The organism is Pseudoalteromonas sp. MB47, from assembly GCF_011319765.1.
GTDB lineage: Bacteria > Pseudomonadota > Gammaproteobacteria > Enterobacterales > Alteromonadaceae > Pseudoalteromonas > Pseudoalteromonas simplex.
On sequence record NZ_VFBD01000003.1, the window covers coordinates 1 to 13261 of the forward strand.

10 protein-coding genes and 1 rRNA gene are annotated in these 13261 nt (G+C 40.9%); 5 read left to right on the top strand and 6 right to left on the bottom strand.

Annotated elements, in window-relative coordinates; genetic code table 11:
* Together IMPJCBKJ_RS00300 and IMPJCBKJ_RS00305 are read right to left on the bottom strand one after the other, a co-directional pair.
* A 16S ribosomal RNA gene (locus IMPJCBKJ_RS00300) occupies nt 1-307 on the bottom strand; the annotation flags it as partial.
* Nucleotides 308-906: 599 nt separating this feature from the next.
* Nucleotides 907-1764 (bottom strand): tetratricopeptide repeat protein, encoded by an 858-nt coding sequence (locus IMPJCBKJ_RS00305; protein ID WP_166338109.1) that lies wholly within the window; start codon nt 1762-1764, stop codon nt 907-909.
* Nucleotides 1765-1847: 83 nt separating this feature from the next.
* Here IMPJCBKJ_RS00305 and IMPJCBKJ_RS00310 point away from each other — a divergent pair, with 83 nt between their 5' ends.
* Nucleotides 1848-3161 (top strand): amidohydrolase, encoded by a 1314-nt coding sequence (locus IMPJCBKJ_RS00310; RefSeq protein WP_166338111.1) that lies wholly within the window; start codon nt 1848-1850, stop codon nt 3159-3161.
* A gap of 1 nt (nt 3162) precedes the next feature.
* Here IMPJCBKJ_RS00310 and IMPJCBKJ_RS00315 read toward each other — a convergent pair whose 3' ends face one another.
* The 4 genes from IMPJCBKJ_RS00315 to pomA form a co-directional block, all read right to left on the bottom strand.
* Nucleotides 3163-5073: a DNA topoisomerase III gene (locus IMPJCBKJ_RS00315; protein ID WP_166338113.1), complete on the bottom strand. Its 1911-nt coding sequence runs from the start codon at nt 5071-5073 to the stop codon at nt 3163-3165.
* Nucleotides 5074-5139: 66 nt separating this feature from the next.
* A complete protein-coding gene (locus IMPJCBKJ_RS00320) occupies nt 5140-5616 on the bottom strand; it encodes a hypothetical protein (protein ID WP_138600416.1) in 477 nt (158 codons plus the stop codon).
* 130 nt (nt 5617-5746) lie between these two features.
* Nucleotides 5747-6670, bottom strand: a complete 924-nt coding sequence (locus IMPJCBKJ_RS00325) for a flagellar motor protein MotB (protein WP_054552563.1) — start codon at nt 6668-6670, stop codon at nt 5747-5749.
* Between the two features lie 3 nt (nt 6671-6673).
* Nucleotides 6674-7441 carry a flagellar motor protein PomA gene (gene pomA / locus IMPJCBKJ_RS00330; RefSeq protein WP_054552564.1) on the bottom strand — a complete coding sequence of 256 codons (768 nt, stop codon included), beginning with the start codon at nt 7439-7441 and terminating at the stop codon, nt 6674-6676.
* 272 nt (nt 7442-7713) lie between these two features.
* Between pomA and xseB the strand changes: the two genes are divergently transcribed.
* The 4 genes from xseB to IMPJCBKJ_RS00350 all read left to right on the top strand — a co-directional run bounded on the left by xseB (nt 7714) and on the right by IMPJCBKJ_RS00350 (nt 13187).
* Complete coding sequence (gene xseB, locus IMPJCBKJ_RS00335; RefSeq protein ID WP_054552565.1) at nt 7714-7956, top strand: exodeoxyribonuclease VII small subunit; 243 nt, start codon at nt 7714-7716, stop codon at nt 7954-7956.
* 4 nt (nt 7957-7960) lie between these two features.
* Nucleotides 7961-8848 (top strand): (2E,6E)-farnesyl diphosphate synthase, encoded by an 888-nt coding sequence (gene ispA / locus IMPJCBKJ_RS00340; protein ID WP_054552566.1) that lies wholly within the window; start codon nt 7961-7963, stop codon nt 8846-8848.
* 88 nt (nt 8849-8936) lie between these two features.
* Nucleotides 8937-10799 (top strand): 1-deoxy-D-xylulose-5-phosphate synthase, encoded by a 1863-nt coding sequence (dxs, locus tag IMPJCBKJ_RS00345; RefSeq protein WP_166338115.1) that lies wholly within the window; start codon nt 8937-8939, stop codon nt 10797-10799.
* Nucleotides 10800-11018: 219 nt separating this feature from the next.
* Nucleotides 11019-13187 carry a collagen-like protein gene (locus tag IMPJCBKJ_RS00350; RefSeq protein WP_166338117.1) on the top strand — a complete coding sequence of 723 codons (2169 nt, stop codon included), beginning with the start codon at nt 11019-11021 and terminating at the stop codon, nt 13185-13187.
* Nucleotides 13188-13261: the final 74 nt, after the last annotated feature.

Sequence of the window (13261 nt, forward strand, 5' to 3'; positions counted from 1 at the left end):
ATCATCCTCTCAAACCAGCTAGGGATCGTCGCCTTGGTGAGCCATTACCTCACCAACTAGCTAATCCCACTTGGGCTAATCTTATGGCGTGAGGCCCGAAGGTCCCCCACTTTGGTCCGTAGACATCATGCGGTATTAGCAGTCGTTTCCAACTGTTGTCCCCCACCATAAGGCATATTCCCAAGCATTACTCACCCGTCCGCCGCTCGTCAGCAGAGTAGCAAGCTACTCTCTGTTACCGCTCGACTTGCATGTGTTAGGCCTGCCGCCAGCGTTCAATCTGAGCCATGATCAAACTCTTCAATTAAAAGTTTTTTGTTTGAAGTAAACTTCAAACCATGCTCAATGAATTCTGATTTTGATATCTTTCGATATCGAATTGACTATGAAGTCACTCAGTTACATTTGAGACTCTAAATTTGTTTGCGTTACTTAGTAAACTAAGCTTCGCTGTTAGAACTCAACCTGTACGAGTGCCCACACAGATGATTGCTTTATATTGTTAAAGAACGTTGCGACGTTGTCGCTAGGGATGCGTATAATACATCCTTAATTTTTCGAGTCAACACTTAATTTTAAACTTTCTTTTTAGACCGTTTTAAACCGAAGTTTTACTTAACCCTCTGTCACTTTGTTCAGCCTTTTTCATTGCTGCCCGCCGTGTCAGTGGATGCGCATTATAGGGATGCGAAGAATTAACGCAAGCACTTTTTGTAGAAAACTACTAAAAACTTACCTTTCGCGCAAAAAACAAGCTAAAGGCAGTAAAAAACACAGTTTACTGTACAAAATACAGCCAACTTTTCTCGAGAGGATCTTAAGTATTATCGAAATTAGGTAATACGCAAGTTTTTAAATAAAAAAAGCGCCACAATCTTAGTGGCGCTTTTATCAATCAACTCTTAATTAGTACAAGATACTATATAACTTACGACGATACTTAGATGCCAAGGCATCGCCATCAGGTAAAGAAGCGATAATTTCTAGATAGGTTGGTTTTGCATCTGCGTAGTTAAGATCTTTTTTAAGTACATTAAATAACATCTCTAGTGCTTCTTCTTTACGACCCGCGCTATTAAGAGCATTACTTAGTTCTACTTTTATCTCTAAATCATTTGGGTATTTTTCAACTTTATCCTGCAGTGCTTTTATCTCTGGCGAATCAGTGGCAGCTAATGCTTGTTCACATTTTGCTTGAATATTTGTGAAATACGCATCACGTTCGTTTTCTGCAACCGAATCTAATAATGCTTGTGCATCTTCTAATTTATGAATTTGAATACAGATATCAGCTAAAACTAACTTTACACGTGTGTGATTTGGATCAAGTTCATAAGCCTGCTTTGCATAGTTAAAGGCATTATTTAGATCTTGATTAATTAACGCTTGCTTAGCTTGCTCTAATAATAACTCGTATTGAGCTGGTAAATGTTTAGCTAGCGCATCGCGAATTTGCTGTTCTGTTTGAGCACCCGGTAACATATCGACAGGTGCTGAATCTTTTAACATCACAAGCGTTGGTAATGCTTGTAAACCAATTTGCTGCGCAAGTTGCCCTGCAAGAGCTTGCTCAACATCGCAATCTAATGTCGCTACTAATAAATGCTCACCATACTCATTTGCTATTTTCTCTAAAATTACAGCTTGCTGATGGCACTCTGGGTTTTGCGCAGAGTAAAAAGTAAGTAGCACTAGCTTTTCAGCTGACGTTTCACCCAATGCTTGCTGCAAATTTTGTGGGGTAAGGTTTATCATATTATTCATTTGATTGATTGCACTATATAAGTATTTAGGTTTTTATATAGTGACAAACATAACAATTACAAGCCCCACGGGTCGAGGTCATTATGAAATTATCTGCTATTTCTGCAGCTTTATTACTTCTTAGTCCATTCGCACAAGCAACAACGCTCGATTTAAACCTTCAAAAGACTATGCCTGAAATTGAAAAGCTCTATTTAGACTTACATCAATCTCCTGAGCTGTCTTACCATGAAAAAGAAACGGGCCAAAAGCTTGCAAAGCAATTAAAACAACTGGGCTTTACTGTTACAGATAATGTAGGTGGTTATGGCGTTGTTGGTATTTATGAAAACGGTGATGGCCCTACAGTAATGATCCGCACTGATACTGATGGACTACCAATTGTTGAGCAAACTGGAAAACCTTACGCTTCTAAAGTGACTGTAACAAATGATGCTGGTGCAACCGTTGGCGTAATGCATGGTTGTGGTCATGATATTCACATGAGCTCATTTATTGGCACAGCACAACAGTTAATGACACATAAAGATCAGTGGCAAGGTACGTTAATGATGGTCGCACAACCTGCAGAGGAAGTTGGCGGTGGTGCAAAAGCAATGCTTAAAGAAGGGCTTTTCACTAAGTACCCTACTCCAGATCATGTTATTGGTTTGCATGTAAGTGCAAGTGTTCCTGCTGGTAAAGTTAGCATGAAAACTGAATATACAATGGCAAGTGTTGACTCTGTTGATATTACAGTAAAGGGCAAAGGCGGTCACGGTGCCTACCCACACACAACAATAGACCCAGTTGTGATTGCTTCACGTATTGTATTGGCACTGCAAACTATTACTAGTCGCGAATTGTCACCACTCGAGCCGTCAGTGATCACCGTTGGCTCAATCCATGGAGGCTCTAAACACAATGTCATTTCAGATGAAGTAAAACTACAACTTACATTGCGTAGCTATAACCCTGAAGTTCGTTTACAACAAATCGCGGCAATTAAACGAATTACTAAAGGCATCGCATTAAGTGCTGGGCTTGACGAAAGCTTAGCACCAGAAGTCTATGTGCATGAAGATGAGTCAATTCCTTCAACTTATAACAATCCTGCACAAACCAATGTAGTGCGTTCAGCAATTGCTAAGGCTATTGGTGAAGACAATGTACTTGAAACTGAAGCAGTCATGGCCGGTGAAGACTTTGGCCTTTATGGCCGTACAGAACAAAATGTGCCGATTACTTTGTTTTGGTTAGGCGGTGTTGAACCGAGTCAATATGACTCAGCAATGCAATCTGGCGCAACATTACCTTCTTTACACTCAAGTAAGTTTGCACCTGATTACAAAAAAGCACTTCCTACTGGAATTACAGCAATGAGTAACGCCGCGGTTGCCCTATTCAACAAAAAGTAGTTTAGGCTGACTTAGCTCTGGGCTTAGCCTTCCTTTTAAAACGTCGCTTTTGCGGCGTTTTTGGTAACTGGGCAAAGACTTGGCTATCGCATTGCTTGGCTTGCTCAACTAAAGCATGTAACTCTTCCAACAATGGTGTTAAAAATTGCTGATAACTCATATGCTGTTCAGCGATATTACCTAACGATGCTTCCCACTTAGCTGTTAAGTCAGGGCTAGCAAGCTGTTCTGGTAATGTACTTATGAGTGCTTTACCTGTTGCGGTAGCCAGAATGTTTTTACCCTGACGTTTTAAAAAACGGCGTTTAAATAAAAGCTCAAGAATACCGGCTCGCGTAGCTTCAGTACCAAGACCATCTGTTTCCTTAAGGATCTTTTTAATTTCTGGGTCTTTCACATACCGACTGATGCCTGTCATGGCACTTAATAAGGTCGCATCAGTAAAATGCGCTGGCGGTGTCGTCATTTTGTCTACTACTTCACCTTGATTGCAATGCAGCTGTTGACCTTTTTCAAGTGGTGGTAAGGTTTGCTCATCTTTTAACTCTGTTTTGCCCATTAATATTTTAAAGCCTAAGCTAACATCTTGCTTAGCTGCTGCTTTAAAAAGCCCACCCGCAATTTCAACCGTTATTTTGGTTTCGTTAAATAGATAGTCTGGATAAAATTGGATTAAATAATGACGACAGATCAAGCGATAGATTTTTTGTTCATCACTATTTAAGGACGCTGAGCGAAGTTGTTTTTCGGTAGGAACAATAGCGTGGTGAGCTGCCACTTTGCTGTCATTAAAACATTTACTCCGCTTACTGCTATCAGCTTGCTTACAAGCTTTAATTGCTTGACCTTCATTATTAGCGATGGCGGCAATAATACTCGCGGCATCTTTATGATGATCTTTTGGTAAATAGCGATTATCTGAACGAGGGTACGTAATTAACTTATGACGCTCATACAAGTTTTGGCAAGTATCTAGCACTTTTTGTGCAGGCATTGAAAACGCCTTTGCCGCATCAATCTGTAAAGCGGATAAATTATAAGGTAGCGGTGCCTGTTGTTTTTTTTGCTTTTGCTCAAGCTCAACCACTTTAGCTGGTTGATTAGTTATGCGTGACACAACATTTTCAGCAAGCCCCCTATGCAATACTCGCCCTTCTTCATCTTGATAAGGTTCACATGCTTTACTTGGTTGCCACTTTGCAGCAAATGTTTGCTGCTGCTGAGTTGCAAGGTGCGCTAAAACTTCGTAAAAAGGTTTTGCTACAAAATTAGCGATTTCATTATCACGATTAACGACTAAACCTAAAATAGGCGTTTGAACACGCCCAACAGATAGCACATTGCCAAATCCAGCTTTTTGCCCAGCAAGCGTATAGGCTCGAGTTAAATTCATGCCAAATAACCAATCGGCACGTGATCGAGCTAAGGCAGACACACTCAAAGGAATAAAATCGCGGTTCGATTTCAAATTATTCAGTGCTTTTTTAACTGCACTTAAGTTTAAGTCGCTGATCAAGAGTCGTTGAATTTGCTGTTTTTTGGCTTGGCTAAGTTTAACCTGTTCGATCACTTCATCAACCAATAGCTGGCCTTCCCTATCAGGGTCGCCAGCATGAATTATTGTACTTGCCTGCTTAATGAGCTTTTTTAGTACAGTAAGTTGTTTGCGTGTTTTTGCTTTAGGTTTTAATTGCCATTGTTCTGGCACGATAGGTAAATGCTCAAATCGCCATTTTTTAAAACTTGCATCGTAATCATCGGGCTCTGCTTGCTCAAGTAAATGACCAATACACCAAGAGACACAATCTCCATTACCAAGCTCTATATAACCATCATGTTTTTTTTGTGGTTTTGGTAGAGCATCTGCAATGGCTCGTGCCAAGGATGGTTTTTCGGCAATGTAAAGTTTCATAACGCAACACTAAATACTGTTTTTATAAACAGTAGTCTAGCACAGGATTTTTAACGAAGAAACGCCTTAAGCTTGCTGGCTTCGTCGAGTAAAAAGATAGATAAGTGGTAGGTAACATACGACCACAGTACCAATATTGATTAGCGGTAGCAGGGTCTTATACATGTAAGTGCTGTAAGACAAATCCCAAAGGTGGCGGTCAACTAAACGGAACAGTTGCAAAATAGGCGCCATTATCACAACCAACTGCCCTAAAACACTTTGCCATAAGTAGACTTTATCTTTAATACCTAAGTAAGCAATGATTGCCATCCAAGCAATATCATTAAAAGCCCAAACGACATAGCGCCAAATATAAATGTCATCAAATTCACGTAAGCCGCTATGAATTAAGGTACCGTATAAAAAGAAACATGCTGTTATTACGGTAAAGTGGAATGCCTGCCAATCTTTGCGGAGGTAGAAAACGAAAATAGCAGGGCTCAGAATGAACACCCAGCTATTATTCAAAATTGAGATGGTATATACAAACCAATCAGGCAAAATTAACTAACCTTAATCTGTTTTACCATCATCGTCGCCACTACCATTACCAGGCATGTAGCTATATTTATCAACTTTTTTCATTTTTATTCTCTATTACATTTGTTAATGAGGCTTAACTTTAATTGATTTACTGCCTTACATCAATAGGTTCAGATTCGTGTGCTTTACCTTGCATAATAGAGATTTCAACACGGCGATTTCGCTTGCGATCTTCGTCGGTTACATTCGGTACTAGAGGCCTCGTTTCTGCGTGGCCGACTACCATCATACGGGACTTATCAAACCCTGGCGCTTTTTCCATTTCACTGGCAACTGCCACCGCACGTTTTGATGATAAATCCCAATTATTAGTATAAAGCTCATTCGATACTTGGAAGTCATCAGTGTGACCTGACACGGTTATTTCACCCGGCACATCTTTTAACAGCGTAGCAATATCACGAATAATAGGTTTAAATTTTGGCTGTAAAAAAGCACTACCCGATGGGAATGAACCATTCTCACGAATGCGAATAATAATTTGCTGGCCTAATGACTCGAGCTCAATCGCACCATCCATAATTTGCTGTTCTAGTTGCTGAGCAATTTTCTTCACAAGTTCATTTGTTTGTTCTTGATCAGCCGCAGAAATTGACTGTTCTAAAGCTTGTTGCTGAGCCGTACTTTGCGATTCACCACCACGTTTATTACCGCGCTGTTCTTGTCGACCACCGGCGGAGCTTTCGTCGCCAGCCTGAAACTCAAGCATTTGTTGCGTCATTTCTACGGTTTGTTGTTGAATCGTTTCAATAGGAGTAGGTTCAGGTTTACCCGGAGTGAACTCCATGGCAATGACAGAGGTTCCCTTTGGAATATCTTTTACTTCAATTTTATTTTGTACACCAAAAGCAAACTTCATGGAGCCGGCAATTTGCTTAAACTTCAGTACGTCCATTTCTGAGAAAGCAAGCAAGAGTACAAAGAAGCACATTAATAATGACATTAAATCTGCGAAGGTTCCCATCCAGGCGGGTAAACCCGGTGGTGGACATTTGCACTCTTCATCTGACATGCTCTACTCCTCGGTATCAACTTTACGTTTTGATTCGGCTAAGTAGTTTTTCAAAATACCTTCAATTACTTTCGGGTTCTGACCGTCTTGAATACCTAGCACCGCGTCAAGAATTAAGCGTTGATTAAGGGCTTCTTCGTCTTTACGCAGTTCTAGTTTTACCTGAATTGGAATAGCGACAACGTTTGCTAAGAAAGCACCATAGAGAGTTGTTAAAAGGGCAACTGCCATTGCTGGGCCGATTGCCTTTGGGTCATCCATGTTTGATAACATAGCAACCAGACCGATTAGCGTACCGATCATACCCATTGCAGGAGCAATATCGGCAAGTGATTTGAATAAACCAGCACCGAGTTCATGACGGTTAGCAGTAAGAGAAATATCTTTTTGCAGCGTGGCGCGAACGACATCAGCATCATGACCATCCACTAACATATCGACCCCTTTACGCATAAAACCGTTAGGGATTTCAGCTTCTTCTAATGCTAAGAAGCCACCTTTACGTGCTGAATCAGCTAATTCTACTGCTTTTTCAATTAATTCTTCCGGAGATTCGATTTTGAACATAAAAGCTTTTGCTGCCACTTTACCTATGCCCAAAAATTGCCCCATGGTGAAATTTGATAATACAATAAAAATCGAACCACCAAATACAATGACCACCGAAGGCGTGTTGTAAAACATTGCAACTTGGCCATCACTACTTAACACCATCGACATAGCAATTAAGCCTATGGCACCAAGAATACCTATTATGGTTGCTAAATCCACATACCCCTCCAGAGGAACAATTACACGATACACTCAAGTATCAAATTTTTATTATTAACTGCTTATCGGCAAGCAGTTGAAATACTTAAATCATTAAATGAATTAATTTTATTTTAATGTAAGATTTTTAAGCTACAAGTTTAAGCTGTATTTAAAATCGTAAAAATAGCATACTAAAAATGAATTATGCGTAAAAAAACACATCATTCTTTGACCTAGTTTAGCATTCCCCCTAAAATTGGCCTCACTTTCTAACAGCTATCGAGGCCACAATGGCAACAAAGAAACCAGAAAACTTAAGCTTTGAAGAAGCACTGGATGAATTATCTCAAATTGTTGCACAAATGGAGCAAGGTGAATTGTCACTGGAACAATCACTAAAACAATTTGAACGCGGCATTGCGCTAGCAAACGCTTCGTCTGGTAAGTTACAACAAGCCGAACAAAAAGTTGCCATTTTAATGGGTAACGATAGCCAAGCGCCTCTTAGCAATTTTGATTCAAACTTGGACTAATTAAGTGCAATTAAAAGAACAATTACAACGCGCTCGTGAAGACGTTGAAGCACATTTAAATCGCTATTTTGAACAGCCACTTAATACCGAAAAAAACATCAAAGAAGCCACCCACTACGGTGTTCTAAATGGTGGTAAACGCTTACGTCCTTACCTTGTATATGCAACGGGCCGGATGATGGGCGCGGACAAGGCCGATCTTGATATTCTTGCCGCCGCTATTGAGTGTATTCATAGCTATTCTTTAGTTCATGATGACTTACCAGCAATGGATGATGATGACTTAAGACGTGGCCGCCCTACCTGTCATATTGTCTATGGCGAAGCACAAGCCATACTCGCAGGTGATGCCTTACAAACACTGGCATTTGATTTAATTGCCAATCATCAATTTGCTGTTTCTGCGAGCCAGCAAGTAAAAATGATTGCCTCATTAAGCAAAGCCTCAGGTATTGAAGGTATGGTAGGTGGGCAAGCACTGGATATTGAAGCGACCGATAAAGAAATTACAGTTGCTCAGCTAGAGCGCATTCATCAGCTAAAAACGGGTGCCTTGCTTAATTGTGCAATTACACTCGGTGCATTGAGTGCAAAAAGCTGTGATGAACATACACTCGCGCAATTAAACATGTTTGGCCAAGCAATTGGACTGGCTTTTCAGGTACAAGACGATATCCTTGATGTAGAAGCTGATACTGAAACATTAGGTAAGCCACAGGGTTCCGATGTTGCTGCAAACAAAGCAACCTACCCTGCTTTATTAGGGATGGCAGGCGCAAAGCAAAAAGCACAAGATTTGCTGGCTCAAGCCCATCAAGCTCTTGAGGCTATTGATTACGACACCAGCGAATTGGCGAGTCTTGCAAGCTATATTGTTGAACGCAATTATTAATACCTAAAAAGAAAGACAAAATAACTAAAAAATCGGAGCGGCAATCGGCTATAATGCACTCTGGTTAGCGAAGGATGTATAAAAAATCATGACACTTGATAGTAGCAAGTATCCATTATTAAGTTTGGTTGACGAACCAGCACAACTGCGTGATTTAGCGCAAGACAAGTTACCTGCGTTTAGTAAAGAGTTACGCAAATACCTACTTAACTCGGTTTCGCAAAGTAGTGGTCATCTAGCATCAGGTTTAGGCACTGTTGAGTTAACAGTTGCACTGCATTATGTTTATAACACTCCTGAAGATCGTTTAGTATGGGATGTGGGTCATCAAGCATACCCGCATAAAATCTTAACGGGTCGTCGTGACCAAATGCATACTATTCGTCAAAAAGACGGTTTGCACCCATTCCCATTCCGTGAAGAAAGCCCATACGATACTTTCAGTGTTGGTCATTCGAGCACCTCAATTTCAGCAGCCTTAGGTATGGCCATTGCTGCAGAAAAAGAAGGTAAAGATCGTAAAACCGTTGCTGTTATTGGCGATGGTGCGATCACTGCTGGTATGGCATTTGAAGCAATGAATCACATGGGTGATGTTAATCCTAATGTGTTAATTATCTTAAACGATAATGAAATGTCGATTTCAGAAAACGTAGGTGCACTCAATAACCACTTTGCCCGAATTTTATCTGGCAGCTTCTACACCAATATTCGTGAAGGCAGTAAAAAGCTCCTTTCTGGTTTACCGCCTGTGAAAGAACTTGCTAGCCGCATGGAAGAGCACCTAAAAGGAATGGTCATTCCGGGTACGTTCTTTGAAGAGTTAGGCCTAAATTACATCGGCCCAATTGATGGTCATGATGTAAATATGTTGGTTGATACCTTACGTAATATGCGTAACCTTAAAGGCCCACAGTTACTACATATTAAAACGCAAAAAGGTAAAGGTTATAAGCCTGCTGAAGCGGATCCAATTGGCTACCACGGCGTACCAAAATTTGATCCGAGCATGTCGAAATTACCAAAATCAAAACCGGGTGCTGCCACATTCTCAAATGTGTTTGGTGACTGGTTATGCGATATGGCAGCCCAAGACGACAAGCTAATGGCAATTACCCCTGCGATGCGTGAAGGTTCAGGCATGGTGCGTTTTTCAAAAGAGTATCCTGCGCAATACTTTGATGTGGCGATTGCTGAACAACATGCTGTAACGCTTGCAGCAGGCCTTGCTTGTGAAGGGTTGAAGCCTGTTGTTGCTATTTATTCAAGCTTTTTACAACGCGCTTACGATCAACTTATCCACGATGTAGCATTACAAAACTTACCTGTTTTATTCGCTATTGACCGTGCAGGTATTGTTGGTGCTGATGGTGAAACTCACCAAGGCGCCTATGACTTAAGTTTTATGCGCTGTATTCCTAATATGATTATTATGGCGCCAAGCGACACTAACGAGTGCCGCCAAATGCTTTACACTGGCTACCAATGCAATCAACCTGTCGCTGTTCGTTACCCACGTGGTAGTGCCGGCAATTGTGATGTTGAATCAACAATGAGTGCGATTGAAATCGGTAAAGCGCGTAGTATCAAACAAGGTAGTAAAGTGGCCATCTTGTCGTTTGGTACGCTGTTAGAGAGCGCCAAAGTAGCCGCAGATGAGCTAAATGCAACAGTGATTGATATGCGCTTTATCAAACCACTTGATACTGAAGCTATTAATGAGTTACTTAGCAGCCATGATGTCATTGTTACTTTAGAAGACAATGCCATTGCAGGCGGTGCTGGTTCTGCTGTGAATGAATATTTGGCTGCAATCAAAGCCGATGTGACTATCTTAAATTTAGGTATTCCAGATGAGTTCATTAAGCATGGCACACAAGATGAAATGCACGCTGAGATGGGCCTAGATGCCAATGGCATCTTAACTCGCATTAAAGAGTTCATGGCTTAAAAACTATACGCAATTCATTAAAAAGGAGCCTCATGGCTCCTTTTTTATTATTTAAAACCATACACATAAAAAATAACTTACCTATTTTCTATTTTCTTGCATCCAATATCTTTAGCTAGCCGTTTATTCATTGAGGTTAACTCGTGAGCACGTATTTTGTCGTTAAACAATACAGGTTGTTTGTTCACATTTGATGGAATATTTAAAAGGTATAGACAAATGAATACGATTAAAAGTAAAGCTATTAAAGATCAACAACTCGCTAATTCAAAACTATCTAAGGTCATGTTTTCTGCCATTGCTCTTGCTGTGATGCTGGGTATTACAGGGTGTGATGGAGATGATGGTAAAGATGGTGCTATGGGAGCTCAAGGTGCAGCAGGGCTAGATGGTACTAATGGTGTCGATGGCCAAAATGGCGCTGATGGTCAAAATGGCGCTGATGGTATGAATGGCAACGATGGCGCTCCTGGCTTTGCATCAGCAACATTTATATTAGCGAACAATGGCTCAGATAATGCGGGCACTATCAACCTCATTGATCAAAATGCCGCTAAACTCACAACATTTAATACTGGTGCTAATGAAGGTGTTGTTTTCGATAGCTTAGGTAATTTAGTGCAAGCTGCTGATTCTGGAAATGGAGCACTGAGTACCGTATGCCAAGTGTTAAACCGTGCAGATGGCATGTACACCAATAATATTGATCGTACATTAACTGGCACAAACACCACACTTGTAAATCCGAAGGGCATACATATCTCTAATAAATATGGTCTTGTTTTTATTGCTGATTTCAATGCTATGCAAGTAACTGTATTTGGTAAAGAAGCTGCAGGCGATGTAGCACCATTAGCAACAACGGTAACTGATGCAACACCATGGGATCTTACGTACGATGAAAATAATGATCGTCTTTACGTCGCACTAACTAATGGTGATGTTGCTGTTTACGACAGTTATGTAATGGGTGGTTTTGCTGCAACACCAACTCGAACCATTACACCAAGTGATGAAACTGGTACAAAAATCTCAGTCAATATTCATGGTATTGCTTTAGATATGACTAGTAACAAGCTTGTGCTGTCTGATGTAGGTAGTGCATCTGATGCAACAGATGGTGCACTCTTTGTCATTTCAAATGCTGCTCAAGCAGATGGTATGGTAGCGGTTGACCGTCATATAGCAGGCCCAATGTCTATGCTCGGTAACCCTGTGGATATAAGTCTTACTGGCAGCGACTTGCGTGTGGCTGAAAAATCAAATGATGCAGTTTTAGTATTTAGTAATATATTTGCAGGCGAAAGTGGTGATGTATCACCAGATCTCATCACGCCAACAACAAAACCTGAATCAATAACAGAAACCGTTATGCATAATAATATGCAAGATAGCTCTGATAGTATTATGGTTAACATGCCCCTGCTCGGTGTAGCTGTTAGTAGTAATCCAGGAACAGTAGGTCCGACAACAGGTCAAATTAGTCGTTTAAACGCACCTTTAACAGCCGAACTGGCAACGTATAATGCAAATCAAACAATTGAAAGTGTGGCATTTGATAAGTCTGGCACCAGCTATGCAACATTTGATGATGCAGTTACATCGATGGGTGGTATCGTTATTTCAAACAAGGTTGCAACACAGCGTAACGGCGAAAGTTACGCAACCAACCAAGATAGAACAATCATGGGAGCAAGTACTGGTATTATCTCACCAAAAGGTATTGATATAGCTTCAGATACGGGCATGATTTTTGTTGCTGAATTTAATGCAACAACGCCTGGTGTTCTCATTTTCTCTAGCTGCGCAACAGGTGATGTAAGCCCATTAATGACCCTAACACCCAGTGCTAGTGCACGCCCTTGGGATGTAGACTATGATCCATCAACTGACAGAGCATTTGTTGCACTTACCAATGGCACTATTGCTGTTTTTGATGAAGTGAAAAGCAAGTGGATGTCAGGTATGACAACCATTACAGGTGAAGATCGTTTAATTACCCCAGCATCCGACGGCACTGCATTTGCTGCACCAACCAATATTCATGGTATTGATTACGACCCATTAAGTGACTCACTAATAGTTTCTGATGTTGGTTCTGCAGCCGATGCCACCGACGGGAAAATTTATGTGATTAATAGTGCCGCTATGGCCAGTGGTTTAACCAATGTAAGTGTAAATATCGCAGGTCCTGCAAGCCAATTAGGTAACCCTGTCGATATTATGTATACGGGTAATGATTTATATGTTGCCGAAAAATCAAATGGCCTAGTTATGCGCTTTGATAATATTTTAAATAGCCCTAGCGGTGACATTGCAGCAACGGTGAGCTACTCCTTTACCGCCCCAGAGTCTGTGGCTGTTTTACCAGCTTGGCTTAATCACTAACCATCAAAAGGTGTTTAGGTAACGAACGCCTCTGTTGGCCTCCAATGCCTTATCTAGCCCTAGATAAGGCATTT